The sequence below is a fragment of the Blastomonas sp. UPD001 genome, from assembly GCF_003426715.1.
In the GTDB taxonomy this organism is placed as follows: Bacteria; Pseudomonadota; Alphaproteobacteria; order Sphingomonadales; family Sphingomonadaceae; genus Blastomonas.
This window is the reverse complement of sequence record NZ_QKVT01000001.1, coordinates 982,633-996,064: the sequence shown is the minus strand read 5'-3', so window position 1 is coordinate 996,064 and position 13,432 is coordinate 982,633. Positions and strand designations below refer to the sequence as shown.

At 64.0% G+C, this 13,432-nt stretch carries 14 protein-coding genes and 2 pseudogenes; 11 read left to right on the top strand and 5 right to left on the bottom strand.

The annotated features are described in order from the left end of the window. On the bottom strand, positions 1-438 hold a 438-nt coding region (locus DM995_RS04900; RefSeq protein ID WP_232824068.1), incomplete at its 3' end, for a CHAP domain-containing protein. Between the two features lie 122 nt (positions 439-560). On the opposite strand from DM995_RS04900, the gene DM995_RS04895 reads away from it, so the two are divergent. From DM995_RS04895 to DM995_RS04870, 6 genes are all read left to right on the top strand, one after another. Continuing rightward, on the top strand, positions 561-911 hold the full coding sequence (locus DM995_RS04895; protein WP_023838039.1) for an ArsR/SmtB family transcription factor: 351 nt from the start codon (positions 561-563) through the stop codon (positions 909-911). A 25-nt stretch (positions 912-936) separates the two neighbouring features. Then, complete coding sequence (locus DM995_RS04890) at positions 937-1,380, top strand: ArsI/CadI family heavy metal resistance metalloenzyme (protein WP_116968676.1); 444 nt, start codon at positions 937-939, stop codon at positions 1,378-1,380. Positions 1,381-1,394: 14 nt separating this feature from the next. Continuing rightward, the gene (locus tag DM995_RS04885; RefSeq protein WP_116968675.1) at positions 1,395-1,907 is read left to right on the top strand and encodes an arsenate reductase ArsC; all 513 of its coding nucleotides are present in this window, start codon (positions 1,395-1,397) and stop codon (positions 1,905-1,907) included. Continuing rightward, a complete protein-coding gene (locus DM995_RS04880; RefSeq protein WP_116968674.1) occupies positions 1,876-2,553 on the top strand; it encodes an aquaporin in 678 nt (225 codons plus the stop codon). Before DM995_RS04885 ends, DM995_RS04880 begins: the two co-directional genes overlap by 32 nt. A 229-nt stretch (positions 2,554-2,782) precedes the next feature. After that, on the top strand, positions 2,783-4,180 hold the full coding sequence (gene rimO / locus DM995_RS04875; protein ID WP_502696600.1) for a 30S ribosomal protein S12 methylthiotransferase RimO: 1,398 nt from the start codon (positions 2,783-2,785) through the stop codon (positions 4,178-4,180). A gap of 66 nt (positions 4,181-4,246) precedes the next feature. Then, on the top strand, positions 4,247-4,798 hold the full coding sequence (locus tag DM995_RS04870) for a hypothetical protein (protein ID WP_116968673.1): 552 nt from the start codon (positions 4,247-4,249) through the stop codon (positions 4,796-4,798). A gap of 979 nt (positions 4,799-5,777) precedes the next feature. On the opposite strand, the gene DM995_RS04860 is transcribed toward DM995_RS04870, so the two are convergent. Further along, positions 5,778-6,239, bottom strand: coding sequence for an Lrp/AsnC family transcriptional regulator (locus DM995_RS04860; protein ID WP_196490324.1), 462 nt, complete (start codon positions 6,237-6,239; stop codon positions 5,778-5,780). 164 nt (positions 6,240-6,403) lie between these two features. Here DM995_RS04860 and phhA point away from each other — a divergent pair, with 164 nt between their 5' ends. Both phhA and DM995_RS04850 read left to right on the top strand, forming a co-directional pair. Beyond that, positions 6,404-7,318, top strand: a complete 915-nt coding sequence (gene phhA / locus DM995_RS04855; RefSeq protein WP_116970334.1) for a phenylalanine 4-monooxygenase — start codon at positions 6,404-6,406, stop codon at positions 7,316-7,318. 47 nt (positions 7,319-7,365) lie between these two features. Beyond that, positions 7,366-8,490, top strand: coding sequence for an epoxide hydrolase family protein (locus DM995_RS04850; protein WP_116968672.1), 1,125 nt, complete (start codon positions 7,366-7,368; stop codon positions 8,488-8,490). A 61-nt stretch (positions 8,491-8,551) separates the two neighbouring features. Here DM995_RS04850 and DM995_RS04845 read toward each other — a convergent pair whose 3' ends face one another. Genes DM995_RS04845 through DM995_RS04835 form a run of 3 tightly spaced genes read right to left on the bottom strand, consistent with a single transcriptional unit; the run spans position 8,552 to position 10,180 of the window. Next, positions 8,552-9,517, bottom strand: a complete 966-nt coding sequence (locus DM995_RS04845) for a TraB/GumN family protein (protein ID WP_116968671.1) — start codon at positions 9,515-9,517, stop codon at positions 8,552-8,554. 38 nt (positions 9,518-9,555) lie between these two features. Beyond that, positions 9,556-9,975, bottom strand: a complete 420-nt coding sequence (locus DM995_RS04840; RefSeq protein ID WP_116968670.1) for a hypothetical protein — start codon at positions 9,973-9,975, stop codon at positions 9,556-9,558. Then, positions 9,968-10,180, bottom strand: a complete 213-nt coding sequence (locus tag DM995_RS04835) for a helix-turn-helix transcriptional regulator (protein WP_116968669.1) — start codon at positions 10,178-10,180, stop codon at positions 9,968-9,970. The genes DM995_RS04840 and DM995_RS04835 overlap by 8 nt, the downstream gene beginning before the upstream one ends. A gap of 211 nt (positions 10,181-10,391) precedes the next feature. Here DM995_RS04835 and DM995_RS04830 point away from each other — a divergent pair. The 3 genes and pseudogenes from DM995_RS04830 to DM995_RS04820 all read left to right on the top strand — a co-directional run. Next, positions 10,392-11,510 (top strand): annotated as a pseudogene (locus DM995_RS04830) (molybdopterin-dependent oxidoreductase); the annotation flags it as partial. Positions 11,511-11,617: 107 nt separating this feature from the next. Continuing rightward, a pseudogene (thyA, locus tag DM995_RS04825) lies at positions 11,618-12,037 on the top strand (thymidylate synthase); the annotation flags it as partial. 119 nt (positions 12,038-12,156) lie between these two features. Further along, positions 12,157-13,431, top strand: a complete 1,275-nt coding sequence (locus tag DM995_RS04820) for a thiamine pyrophosphate-dependent enzyme (RefSeq protein WP_198669255.1) — start codon at positions 12,157-12,159, stop codon at positions 13,429-13,431. The last annotated feature ends 1 nt before the right edge of the window (position 13,432 follow it).

Sequence of the window (13,432 nt, the reverse complement as noted above, 5' to 3'; positions counted from 1 at the left end):
GCGCCCCTGCGGGTAGATGAAGCCGTGCACCGGGTAGCGCGTGGTTCCGAGCCCGCCGATCGGCGCGTACCAGACGCGCACCTCGCTCCAGTCATTGGCGCTCGAGACATCCTCGGCCAGCACATTGCGCTCGATCTGGCCCTTGCGCCCGTCGATCGGAGACCAGTTGGCGTGGTCGAGCAGCACCCGGCGCTTGTCGATCACCTTGGCGACCGTCGCGACATGACCGAGCTGCATCGAGCGATAGGGCTTGAACGCCATCACCGCGCCGACTGCAGGCCGCTGACCGCGCGCATATTTTCCTTCCGCCTGCTGCCACCAGCTGTGCGCATCGCCATAGATCTGGATGCCGCTGACCTGCCGGGCATAGGGCACGCATTGCAGCAGCGGCTCCTGTGCGTTCGCGGGCGGCGCCGCGATGAACAACGCGGCGGCCATCGCCAGAAGGGGCAAGGGGACAGAGCGGGGGGCCATCGCGGCAAAATTGCGGCAAATTGGTTGACGAAAGGTTTACCCTGCGACGGGTTGACAGACGGTTTTATTTCCATAATATTGGAAATATGGAATCGACGCTCGCCCCTTGTTCGCCCCTTTCTCCGTCCGAAGACGTCCGCGCGCTCGACAGCGCTGCGGTCATCGCCGCGCTTGCCGCGCTGGCGCAGGAGCATCGGCTCGCCGCCTTCCGCCTGCTGGTGGAGGCCGGCCCCGAGGGCGTGAGCGCGGGTGACCTGGCAGACCGGCTCGGAATCCCGCGCTCGTCATTGTCCTTCCATCTCAATCAGATGATGCAGGCCGGGCTGATCGTGCAGCGCCGCGAGAGCCGGTCGCTCATCTATTCCGCCGACTTCGCCGCGATGGCAGCGCTGGTCGGCTTCCTCACCGAAAATTGCTGCCGGGGCTCCGGCTGCTGAACCCGCCCATCCAAGGAGAAGACCGATGAAGCGCATGCACGTCCACGCCAAGACCCGCGATCTCAATGGCTCGATCGCCTTCTATTCTGCGATGTTCGGCGCAGAGCCGACGGTGGTGAAGCCCGATTACGCCAAGTGGCAACTCGACGATCCGCGCGTCAATTTCGCCATCTCGGTCGCCGGCTGCGGTGCCAGCGAGGGTATCGAGCATCTCGGCATTCAGGCGGAAAATACGGAGGAACTGGCCCAGGTCTATGCCGGGCTCGCCAAGGCCGACCAGCCGGTGCTGGAAGAAGGCAGGACCACCTGCTGCTATGCCCGCTCGGAAAAGAGCTGGGTCAAGGATCCCAATGGCATCGTATGGGAAGCCTTCTACACCGATGGCGAGGCGACGGTCTATGGCGACCCCGGCCCGCTGGCCAAGGGTGCCCTGAGCGCGCCGGCCAACACCTGCTGCCCGACGATGTGAGCGGCCCACGCACCATGACCAGCATCCTGTTCCTGTGCACCGGCAACTCGGCGCGCTCGATCCTGGCCGAAGCGCTCGCCAACCATATGGGCGGCGGGCGCCTCCAGGCCCATTCGGCGGGCAGCTTCCCCAAGGGCGCGCCGCACCCGATGGCTTTGCAGGTTCTGGCCGAACGCGGGATCACGGGCGACTTCCGGTCCAAGAGCTGGGACGAATTCGCCGCGCCCGGCGCGCCGCCGATCGATATCGTCATCACCGTGTGCGACAATGCCGCAGGGGAAGTCTGCCCGATCTTCCCCGGTCGCGCGGTCAAGGCGCACTGGGGCATTGCCGATCCGGCTGCGGTCGAGGGCGACGGCCAGCGCGCGGCATTCGAGACCGCGTACGAGCAGATGCGGGCGCGGATCGAGGCGCTGCTGGAACTGGACCTTGCAGGCGATCCTCAGGTGCTCCAGCGTCGGCTGGCAGCGATCGGGCGATTCGAGGGGGCGACACATGGGGCAGGGCACGCGGCGGCTGATCGCTGAAGGGCTGGGATCGGCGCTGCTGTTCGCCTGTGTCGTCGGTTCGGGAATCATGGCTGAGGCGCTGGCGGGCGGGAACGTCGCCATCGCGCTGCTGGGCAACACGCTGGCGACCGGCGCGATCCTCTATGTGCTGATCACGATATTCGGGCCGATTTCGGGTGCGCATTTCAACCCGGCGGTGACGCTGGTGATGCGGCTGCGCGGGGAGATCGCGACGCGCGAGGCTCTGGCCTTTGTCGTCGTCCAGCTGGCGGGCGGCATCATCGGCATCTGGCTGACTCATCTGATGTTCGACCTGCCGATCCTGCAATATTCGACCAAGGCGCGCGCCGGGATCGGCAACTGGACGGGCGAGTTCGTCGCCACCTTCGGGCTGTTGCTGACGATCCTGGGCGCGGTGCGATACCGTCCCGACAATGTGCCCGCGGCGGTCGCATTGTATATCGTGGCAGGATACTGGTTCACCAGCTCGACCAGCTTTGCCAACCCGGCCATCGCGGTGGCGCGGTCGCTCTCGAACAGCTTTGCCGGAATCGCTCCGCACGATGTGCCGCTGTTCATCGTGTCGCAGCTCGCGGGCGCGCTCGCGGCCTATACCGTGGGGCGGGTGCTGTTTGATGTGGGATCGCCCGGCCCGCAACCTTAGCGCATACGTCCCTCGACTTCGCTCGGGACAAACGGATTAGTAGTTTAGTCCCTTTGCCAACCTTCCCGCTTTCCCGAGCCCTTCGGCGGGCTGGCAAGCCAGCAGCTCAGGATAAACTTCCCGGCTTGCCGGGAAGTCGAGGGACGTTGCGCTTTGCAGTTGCCACTATCGCAAACGCTTCCAATCTCCGCCCAAGACTTCCCCGATGACAAAGCCGCGCAAAACGCCTATGCGCCCGGCCATCATGTCCAGCCCCATCACTATTCCCGCCCCGCCGAAAGTCGGCATGGTCTCGCTCGGCTGTCCCAAGGCCCTGGTCGATTCCGAGCGCATCCTCACCAAGCTGCGCGCCGATGGCTATCAGATGTCCGGCGATTATGCCGGCGCGGACGTCGTGCTGGTCAACACCTGCGGCTTTCTCGACAGCGCCAAGGAAGAGAGCCTCGAGGCGATCGGCGAGGCGATGGCCGAGAATGGCCGCGTCATCGTCACCGGCTGCATGGGTAACGAGGCCGATGTCATCCGCGCGCGCTTCCCCGATGTGCTTGCGGTCACCGGCGCGCATCAGTACGAGGACGTGGTCCAGGCGGTGCACGATGCCGCTCCGCCGGCGCGCGGCGCGTTCATCGATCTGGTGCCCGAAGGCGGGATCAAGCTGACCCCGCGCCATTACAGCTATCTGAAGATTTCCGAAGGCTGCAACCACCGCTGCTCGTTCTGCATCATCCCGTCCTTGCGCGGCGATCTCGCCAGCCGCCGGATCGATGCGGTGCTGCGCGAGGCGGAAAAGCTGGTCGCAGCGGGAACGCGCGAGCTGCTGGTCATCAGCCAGGACACGTCGGCTTATGGCGTCGATACCCGGCACGAACCGCGCGAGTGGAAGGGCCGCCAGGCCCGCGCGCACATGACCGATCTGGCGCGCGAGCTCGGGCAATTGCGCACAGCGGAGGGCAAGGCCCCCTGGGTGCGGCTGCATTATGTCTATCCCTATCCGCATGTCGACCAGGTCATCCCGCTGATGGCCGAAGGGCTGCTCACCCCCTATCTCGACATCCCGTTCCAGCACGCCGCGCCGTCGGTCCTCAAGCGCATGAGGCGCCCGGCGAACGAGGCCAAGGTGCTCGACCGGATCAAGGCCTGGCGTCAGATCGCGCCCGATATCACCATCCGCTCTTCCTTCGTCGTCGGCTTTCCCGGCGAGACCGAGGCGGATTTCCAGTATCTGCTCGACTGGCTGGCCGAGGCGCAACTGGACCGCGTCGGCGGCTTCCGCTTCGAACCGGTCGAAGGCGCGGCGGCCAACAGCCTGTCCGATCCGGTGCCCGAAGAGATCAAGGAAGAGCGCTACCAGCGGCTGATGCAAAAGACCGCCGCGATCAGCGCCGCGAAACTCGCCGCCAAGGTGGGGCGCACATTGCCCGTGATCATCGATGAGATCGGCGAGCCCGACGAGGAAGACGGCTCGATCGGCGCCACCGGCCGCTCGCAGGCCGACGCGCCCGAGATCGACGGCCATGTTTACCTGCGCGATGTGCCGGAAGGGCTGGAGCCGGGATCGTTCGTCGATGTGCTCGTCGAGGATACCGACGAGCATGATCTCTATGGGGTGATTGTGCCGGCAAGCTGATTCCAGCACTGTCCCACCATCCGGAGGAAGCAGCCAACGGCACTCGGGGCTTGAGGAATATTCTGCATGTCGTTGCCGCCTGAATATCTTGCCGCTCTGTTTCCGCTGGCAGTAGCATTTTCAGCCTATGAGGCCGAAACGGGCCATCCGGCCGTGCTGGTAGGCGGTGCAGCGGCCGCCATTCATACCGATGGTGCCTTCATGTCTGCGGACTTTGATGTCGTTGCAGGAAATGACACCGCCTTTGAACATGCGATGGCTGCAGCGGGCTTTGTTGACGACGACAAGGCAGTGCATGGTCGTGGTTGGTATCACCCCGATCATCCCCAATTTGCGGTCGAGCAAGTCTCGGGCGGCTATTTCGATGGGCGGGCAGACCGGGCGCGTTGTCTCAGATTGACCGTCCGGGATGGTGCGGCGCTGGTTCTGCCAGCGGTCGAGGACATGATCGCGGACCGGCTAGGGCAGCACGAGGTTGCTGGCGGTGATATGTCGATGCTGCACCAGGCGCAGGCTCTCTTCGCTCTCGCCGATGGGCTGGATATCGACTATCTGGCGCGGCGAATAGCCGAAGAATCTGGCAATCCCGGCCATCTTGGGCTATCAGCAGATCTATGAACACGGTTGAACTCGCGTCATATCTGAAGCGCATTCAGGCGCGTAAAGCAGCATTGGCCCCGGGCGGTGATATGCCGGCTATGGTGTCTTGCCGTAATGGCGGTGCGCGTCGGACAGAGGGCAAACGGTCGGCCCTCGCGCGCGCTGAAACCCGCGCAAAGGCTGCTGGCGTAAAGCCGGTCCCTGCAGATTACTGACTGGTTGACTGGCAATAGAGAACGAAACTTATGCTCCGCGTACCATTCGGTTAATGAGCCGTCATGCTGAACTTGTTTCAGCATCCATCGTGCCCCAGCAGCCGAAGCCGCGTGGGGAGAAATGGTCCCTGAAGCAAGCCTGTTCTGAGCGTAGTCGATGGGTTCAGGGTGACTTTGTGTGTTGTGTCGACCGTGGCGCGGGGCCTTCGACCGTGCTCAGGCGGAGCGGAGGGAGTGGCAGCTTTGGCGGCTTGCTGGAAAAAAGCTGCCGTTCTGCAATAGACCCCATTCCGGTAATCAGTAGAATGCTGTACTTGGCTATATATGGTTCATCCGCCCTCGAAAACTGAGCGCATGGAAATCCGCAAAGCGATTGGGAACCGAGCTATCCCCGGTCCCGATGCTGGTGTCCGGCCTCGCGGGCCAGATTACTTGGTCGCGCATGCGTGCTTCGATTGCCGCAAATCTTGGAAGATTTCTGAGGATAGCAGGGCCATTTGCCCCCAATGCGGCGGGCCGTTGCATTTGATGGGGCGAGCGTTCAAAGCGCCAAAGAAGTCAGACATGGAGCAGTGGAAGAAGGTTGAGCTGCTGTGGGGAGCCGGTTTCAGGTTTATCCCGCATACGGGCTGGCGACACGTGGAGCCTTATCCGGAGCGACTTCGCGAGGTTACAGCGTTCATCGAAGGCAATCGTGAGCATCCATTTAGGGTGGACAGCTAGCGGCAGCTTTTCCCCATAACTCGCCGCCAAGGCCCTGACAGCCAATCCCCGAACCTGCCCTAAACCGGCAACCCGCCTTGCGCCTTCGCCTCCTTCAGCACGAAGCTGGTACTGATCGCCTTGATGCCGGCAATCGGGCGCAGCTTCGTGTTCGCGAAATCGGCATAGCTGTCGAGGTCGCGGCTGACCACGGTGAGGATATAGTCCGCGCCGCCGGTGACCTGGTGGCAGGCGATGACCTCGTCGAGATCGGCCACCGCTGCCTCGAAGTCTCGCGTCACCGCCTCGCCATGGTCGGCGATCTCGACGCTGACATAGGCGAGCACGCCCAGGCCCAGCGCCCGTCTGCTCAGCCGTGCCGCATAGCCGCGGATCACCCCGTCCGCCTCCAGCCGCCGCACCCGCCGCCAGCAGGGCGAGGCCGACATGCCGACGGTTTCGGCCAGTTCGGCATTGGTCATGCGGCCATTGTCCTGCAGCGCGCGCAGGATGCGGATATCTTCTGCGTCCAGATCAATCATGGCAAGGATTTGCCGTTTCCGGCTTGAAATTGGAAGAACCTTCTTTCTTGTGCGCTCCGTGGGCAAGAATGAGGCAGGATTTTTCGCTTGGCCGGTGTTATATATCCCGCTCCAGCATTCAACAGGGGAAAGCCATGGAAAGCCTGCTCATCAAGCCCGGTGCTATGGACTATTCCGTCATTCCCGATGTCCCTGCCAAAACCTTCGTCGCGCCGCTGGTGCGCCCGTCGCACCTCGGCGAGGACTGGCTCGAGCCGCAGCAGCGCGCCTACACCTCGGAAGAACATGCCATCTGGGACGATCTGTTCGCGCAGCAGATGGACGTGCTGCCTGGTCGTGCTGCGAGCAGCTTCCTGGCAGGGCTCGACCGGCTCGATCTGGGGCGCGGCGGCGTGCCCGATTTCGGGGCGCTGAGCGAGGAATTGCAGGCGATCACCGGCTGGTCAGTGGTGCCGGTGCCGATGCTCATTCCCGATCACGTCTTCTTCTATCACCTCGCCAACCGGCGCTTTCCGGCGGGCAATTTCATCCGCTCGCGCGAGGAATTCCACTATATCTCCGAGCCCGACGTGTTCCACGACGTGTTCGGCCATGTGCCGATGCTGACCGATCCGGTCTATGCCGACTATATGCAGGAATATGGCCGCGCGGGGTGGAAGGCGCTGGCGTATAACCGGCTGAAGGCGCTGTCCGCGCTCTATTGGTACACGGTCGAATTCGGGCTGATCCGCGAGGCCGACGGCATCAAGGCCTATGGCGCGGGGATCCTGTCGGGCCCGCTCGAGGCGGTGTTTTCGGTCGAGGCGCAGTCGCCCAACCGCATCCATCTGGAGGTCGACCGGGTGATGCGCACCGATTATGTCATCTCGGACATGCAGCCGACCTATTTCGTCATCGACAGCTTCGAAGAGCTGTTCCGCAAGACGGTCGAGCGCAATTTCGACGACCTGTATCGCGCCCTGACCCCGGGCTTCACCTATTCCAACCAGGCGGTGCTCGGCGGCGACAAGGTCTATCACCTCGGCACGCAGGAATATGCCAATCGCGGCGGCAAGGGATCGGGCGCGCGGCCTGTCTGAGCTTTTGTGAGTTGCGTAGGGGGAGGGGCGCGGTCTAGCCTTGCGGCATGACCGAGATACGCCCCTTCACCATCGACGTGCCGCAAGCCGCGATCGACGACCTTCACGCGCGCATCCGCGCCGCTCGCTGGCCCGACAAGGAGCAGGTCGACGACTGGGACCAGGGCATTCCGCTTGCCGTGGTGCAGGATTTCGCGACCTATTGGGCCAAGCAGTACGACTGGCGCGCATGCGAGGCGGCGCTCAACGCTTATCCGAATTTCCTGATCGAACTCGATGGGGTGGACATCCATTTCCTCCACATCCGCTCAAAGCATGAGGGCGCGCGCCCGCTCATCATGACGCATGGCTGGCCGGGATCGGTGCTCGAATTCATGGCCGTGATCGAGCCGCTGACCAACCCGGCGGACCCGGCGGACGCCTTCCATCTCGTCATTCCCTCGCTCCCCGGCTTCGGCTTTTCGGGCAAGCCGAGCGAGACCGGCTGGTCGATCCCGAAGATCGCAAAGGTCTGGAACGACCTGATGCTGGCGCTGGGATACGAGCGCTATTTCGCGCAGGGCGGCGACTGGGGATCGGGCGTGACGCTGGAGATCGCGCGGCAGAATCTGGGCGCATGCGCGGCGGTGCATTCGAACATGGTACTCGCGCTGCCCGATCCTGCCACCCTGGGCGACATGAGCGATCTGGAAAAGCGCGCGGCGGCGCGGATGCAATATTATCAGGAAAAGGAAAGCGGCTATTCGTCGATCCAGAAGACGCGGCCGCAGACCATCGGCTATGCACTCGCCGATTCCGCAGTGGGGCAGATGGCCTGGATCCTCGAGAAATTCCGCAACTGGTCCGATTGCGATGACCAGTTTTCGGGCTTCAGCCGCGATGCGCTGCTCGACACGATCACGCTCTACTGGCTGACCAATTCGGCGGCTTCGTCGGCGCGGCTCTACTGGCACAGTTTCTCGCAAATGGGGTTCGATCCGATCAGCCTGCCGACCGGCGGCACGATCTTCCCCAAGGAACTGTTCCAGACCTCGCGTCGCTGGGCCGAGAAGCGGTTCAGCAACCTGATTTACTGGAACGAGGTGGACAAGGGCGGGCATTTTGCCGCGCTGGAAGTGCCCGATATCTTCGTCCGCGAAGTCCGCGCCTGTTTCCGCAACGCCAGTCTCTGAACGGCAAACCCCGTCAGCGCGAGCGCGCTGACGGGGCCTGGCAGGTCACGATCCGGGGAGATCAGTTGCTGGTGACCTGAACGCTCTGGATGCCCTCTTTCGCCAGTTGCGCCTGCACGCTGTCCTTGCCGACCAGATGCGCCGCGCCGACCGCCATGAACACGGTGCCGGGCTTTTCCATCCGCGCCTTGATCCACTTGGCCCAGTTCGCGTTGCGGTTGGTCAGCAGTGCGTCGTACAGGCCGGGATAGCTTTCCATGCCTTCGTTCATAAGCTTGTCGAGCGTCGCCTGATCGCCCTTGCCCCAGGCATCGACCAGCGCGTCGATCTGCGTCGTCACCTCGGGCACGCCGTCGAGCGTCACGTCGAGAAACTCGATCTGCTCCTTGGTGCCCAGGCTGTCGAAAATGCCGAGCTGCTGCTCGATCGTCTCGAGTTGGCCGAGCGGCTTTTTCTGCGCCTTGGCCGCGCTGGTCAGCACCTTTTCCGCGCCGCTGTTGAGGTCATAGCCCTTCATCATCAGCGGCAGCGTGGTCAGGGTGACGCTGGCAAACCAGGGTTCGTACTGGTCGAGTGCCACCGGCGGGATGTTGAGCGTGCCGAGCGTCTTTTCATATTTGGTCAGCACCGGCGGGCTCAACAGGCTGCGCAGCGTGACGCCCTGCGGGTTGGTCGCCAGCTTGTTCACGGTTGCCTGCATGGCGGTCGGGTCCGACGGTTCCTGCACTTCCAGGATCAGCTCGTCCGAGGCGTCGAACGCGGTCTTGATGTCGCCCTTCAGCCAGTTGAGCCCGGGGCGCAGCACATGCACGGTGCCGAACAGATAGATGGTCGTATCCTTGTCACGCACCATCCACATCGCCGGGTTGACGTCCTTCGGCTCCGGCGCGGGGGCAGCCCCCAGCGCTTCGGCGACAGAGGTCGGCTGCTGCGCCAGCAGCGGCTCGCTGGCAAAGCCGATCGTGGCGATGGCGGCAATCGCGAGCGTGGCCGCGCCCGATTTCAGGCTCTTCAACAACTTGGTCATGGGGTCATCCTCTTCTGATGGGGGTAGGGGGAGCAGGTTTAACGGAACTTGTACCAGGCAAAGGCGATCATGCTGCTGATGATACCAGCCATGAACAGCCATAGCGCATCGGGCTCGGGGGTGATGCCGCCCTTCCACAACACGAACCAGGCGGGAAAGCCGATCAGCATCACATTGCCGGCGACCACGGTGGTCTTGGTGTGGATGACGCGTTCGTGCTCGTCGGACTCTTTCATCAGCTTCCACGAGCCAAAGCTGACCGCGACGATGAACACGATCGCGCTGGTGACCGCCAGCCATGGCGGGATGCTGTTGGGGGCGACCAGCCCGGCCTTGTCGTCCTCGAAAAAGCCGACGAGAAAGCCGCAGACCAGCCCGACGGCGAACAGCGCGCCGATGACGGTGTTGATGCGCCTTTGCCGCTGCCTGGCGCGCGCCTGCCAATCCTGTTCAACCATGACTGCCTCCATCGCATCCATCATCGAAAATCTCCTCGATCGCCATGCCGAACAGCCGCGCGATCCGGAAAGCCAGTGGCAGCGACGGATCGTATTTGCCCGTCTCGATCGCATTGACCGCCTGGCGCGAGACATCGAGCCGCGCGCCCAGTTCTGCCTGGCTCCAGTCGCGCTCGGCGCGCAGCACTTTCAGCCGGTTCTTCATCCTTGATCACTTTCTGTCAGGTGTCGCAGTACGCTGACTTTTTGTCATGTGACCCTGACTTTATGTCGTGATTCGCTGACCATGTCAAGCGACCCTGACCATCTGCCATCCTCGCCTGACATACGCTACGGAAACGCCGGTTTCCCGGTGGCTGGTCAGGGGGGCGGGCGGCTGATAGCCTTGCGCCCAAAGCGACCAGGGAGAGACCATCATGGCGAGCGAATCGGCCATCAGCATCCACGCGCGCACCTGCCATCTGTGCGAGGCCAATTGCGGCGTCCTGGTAGAGGTGCAGGGCCGCAAGGTCGTGTCGATCCGCGGCAATCCCGATCATGTGCTCTCCAGAGGCCATATCTGCCCCAAGGCGACCGCGCTGGCCGATCTTCAGGACGATCCCGACCGGCTGCGCCGCCCGATCAAGCGCACCGCCCAGGGCTGGCAGGAGATCGACTGGGAGACCGCTTTTGCCGAGATCGGCGCGCGGATGGCGGGGATCATCGCGAGCGGCGGCCAGCCCGCGCTCTATATGGGCAATCCCAATGCGCATAACTACGCCACCGGCACGCAGACCGGCGTGCTGCGCAAGGCGCTGGGCGTGCGCACGCTCTATTCGGCCTCGACGCTCGACCAGATCCCGCACCAGCTGGTGCAGATGTGGATGTACGGGCACAATGCACTGTTCCCGATTCCCGATGTCGACCGCACAAGGTTCATGCTGATCATCGGCGGCAATCCGCTCGCCAGCAACGGCAGCGTGTGGACCGTGCCCGATGTGAAGAAGCGGCTGAAGGCGGTGCAGGCGCGTGGCGGGCAGGTGGTCGTCGTCGACCCGCGCCGCACCGAGACCGCGAAGATTGCCGATGCGCACCATTTCATCCGCCCCGGCACCGATACCGCGCTGCTGCTCGCGCTGTTGAAGGCGCTCGACGAGGCCGGGCTGGTCGCGCCGGGCAGGCTCGCCCCGATGCTGGACGAGGGATGGGACGCGGCGTGGCAGGCGATTCGCGGCTTCGAGGTCGCGCCGCTCGCCGCGCATTGCGGGATCGACGAAAGCGTCATCCGCGATCTCGCCGCGAAGCTTGGCAGCGGCGATCCGGCCATCGTCTACGGGCGCATGGGCGTTTCGGTGACCGAAGCGGGCACGCTCAACCTCTGGCTGATCCAGCTGCTCAACATCGCCACCGGCAATCTCGATCGCGAGGGCGGGGTGATGTTCTCCTCGCCGGTGGTCGATCTGGTCGCGGGGGCGGGGCCGGGCACCTATGACCGCTTCCGCTCGCGCATCGGCAACCGGCCCGAGGTGATCAGCGAATTCCCGTGCGCGCTGCTGCCCGAGGAAATCGCCACGCCGGGCGAGGGGCAGGTCAAGGCGCTGGTCGTGATCTCGGGCAACCCTGCATTGTCCGCGCCCGGCGCCTGGGGCGAGGCGCTGCCGCAGCTCGCCATATCTTCGAGGGCTGGAACGTCGCCGAGCTCGACCGGATGGCGCTGCCGCCCTGCCACAAGACCTATCAGTTCTTCGTCGCCGACGGAAAGCTCACCGGCCTGCTCTATCAGCGCTCGTGCGATCTGGCGCTCGGCGTGCCGTTCAACATCTTCTCCGCCGCGCTGATCGCCCGCATGCTCGCGCAGCAATGCGATCTCGAGCCGGGCGAGCTGATCTGGAACGGGGGCGACGTGCACCTGTATCTCAACCATCAGGAGCTGGTCGAAACTCAGCTGGCGCGCGCGCCTTCGGGCGAGCCCAAGCTGACGATCAACCGGCGGCCCGACAGCATTTTCCATTACCGGATCGAGGATTTCGAGGTCCGCGATTACGCGCCGCAGGCACATATCGCTGCCCCCGTCGCGGTGTGAAGGGCAGCACTATTGACCTATCGCGAATCTTGAAATAATATGTCGGGGTAGGGCAATTAGTCGAAAGGCCAGCAAGAGCCACTTCCGACGGTTTGCCCGCCTGCCCGAGAGGATATTTGATGGCCGATGGTCCCGTCCGCACGAACCTGCAGCCGCTTGCGCTGCACGTTCCAGAGCCCCGCTCGCGCCCCGGCGATCCGGTCGATTTCAGCGATGTCGTCGTCCCCGCAGCGGGCAGCATGGCACGGCCCGACGAGGCGATCTCGCCGCACGAGATGCGCGATGCCGCGTTCGGCCTTGTCAGGGTGCTCGACGAGCAGCATCATGCCGTCGGCCCCTGGGACCCGCGACTGTCCCCCGACACGCTGCTCAAGATCCTGCGCACCATGGCGCTGACCCGTGCGTTCGACGAGCGGCTTTATCGCGCGCAGCGCCAGGGCAAGACCAGCTTCTACATGAAATGCACCGGCGAGGAGGCGACCTCGGTCTCCGCCGCCGCCGCGATGCAGGGCGATGACATGGTCTTCCCCAGCTATCGCCAGCAGGGCATCCTGATGTGGCGCGGCTATCCGCTGGTCGAGATGGTCAACCAGATCTATTCGAACGCGGGCGACAAGCTGAAGGGCCGCCAGCTGCCGATCATGTATTCGGTGCCGGAACTCAGCTTCTTCACGATCAGCGGCAACCTGACCACGCAATATCCGCAGGCGGTAGGCTGGGCGATGGCCAGCGCGATCAAGGGCGATACGCGCATTGCCAGCTGCTGGTGCGGTGAGGGCTCGACCGCGGAAGGCGACTTCCACAGCGCGATGACCTTCGCCTCGGTCTATAACGCGCCGGTCATCCTCAATGTCGTCAACAACCAATGGGCGATTTCGAGCTTCTCGGGCTTTGCCGGGGCCGAGCGGACGACCTTTGCCGCGCGCGCGCTGGGCTATGGCATTGCCGGGCTGCGCGTCGACGGCAACGATGCACTCGCGGTCTATGCCGCGACCCGCTGGGCCGCCGAGCGTGCGCGCGCCAACAAGGGCCCGACGCTGATCGAGCATTTCACCTATCGCGCCGAAGGACACAGCACCTCGGACGACCCTTCCGCCTATCGCAGCGCGCAGGAAAGCGCCGAATGGCCACTGGGCGATCCGATTTACCGGCTGAAGCAGCATTGCATCGCGCTCGGCATCTGGGATGAGGAGCGCCACGCCGCGATGGACCTGGAGCTTGCCGAGATGGTCAAGGCCGCGACCAAGGAGGCCGAGAAGAACGGCGTCCTCGGCCACGGCATGCACCAGCCGTTCGAAACGATGTTCGAGGACGTGTTCGAGGAACTGCCCTGGCATCTCAGGGAACAGATGGCGCAGGCGCTGGAAGAAAGGGCCGCAAAATGGCCGAAGTGAT

What these genes read in the sequence shown, in the direction of transcription:
- DM995_RS04880 (WP_116968674.1), top strand. Translation starts at nt 1,876, where the DNA reads ATGGGGCAGGGCACGCGGCGGCTGATCGCTGAAGGGCTGGGATCGGCG.
- DM995_RS04840 (WP_116968670.1), bottom strand. Translation starts at nt 9,975, where the DNA reads ATGGTTGAACAGGATTGGCAGGCGCGCGCCAGGCAGCGGCAAAGGCGC.
- rimO (WP_502696600.1), top strand. Translation starts at nt 2,783, where the DNA reads ATGCGCCCGGCCATCATGTCCAGCCCCATCACTATTCCCGCCCCGCCG.
- DM995_RS04870 (WP_116968673.1), top strand. Translation starts at nt 4,247, where the DNA reads ATGTCGTTGCCGCCTGAATATCTTGCCGCTCTGTTTCCGCTGGCAGTA.
- DM995_RS04820 (WP_198669255.1), top strand. Translation starts at nt 12,157, where the DNA reads ATGGCCGATGGTCCCGTCCGCACGAACCTGCAGCCGCTTGCGCTGCAC.
- DM995_RS04890 (WP_116968676.1), top strand. Translation starts at nt 937, where the DNA reads ATGAAGCGCATGCACGTCCACGCCAAGACCCGCGATCTCAATGGCTCG.
- phhA (WP_116970334.1), top strand. Translation starts at nt 6,404, where the DNA reads ATGGACTATTCCGTCATTCCCGATGTCCCTGCCAAAACCTTCGTCGCG.
- DM995_RS04895 (WP_023838039.1), top strand. Translation starts at nt 561, where the DNA reads ATGGAATCGACGCTCGCCCCTTGTTCGCCCCTTTCTCCGTCCGAAGAC.
- DM995_RS04850 (WP_116968672.1), top strand. Translation starts at nt 7,366, where the DNA reads ATGACCGAGATACGCCCCTTCACCATCGACGTGCCGCAAGCCGCGATC.
- DM995_RS04885 (WP_116968675.1), top strand. Translation starts at nt 1,395, where the DNA reads ATGACCAGCATCCTGTTCCTGTGCACCGGCAACTCGGCGCGCTCGATC.
- DM995_RS04845 (WP_116968671.1), bottom strand. Translation starts at nt 9,517, where the DNA reads ATGACCAAGTTGTTGAAGAGCCTGAAATCGGGCGCGGCCACGCTCGCG.
- DM995_RS04835 (WP_116968669.1), bottom strand. Translation starts at nt 10,180, where the DNA reads ATGAAGAACCGGCTGAAAGTGCTGCGCGCCGAGCGCGACTGGAGCCAG.
- DM995_RS04860 (WP_196490324.1), bottom strand. Translation starts at nt 6,239, where the DNA reads ATGATTGATCTGGACGCAGAAGATATCCGCATCCTGCGCGCGCTGCAG.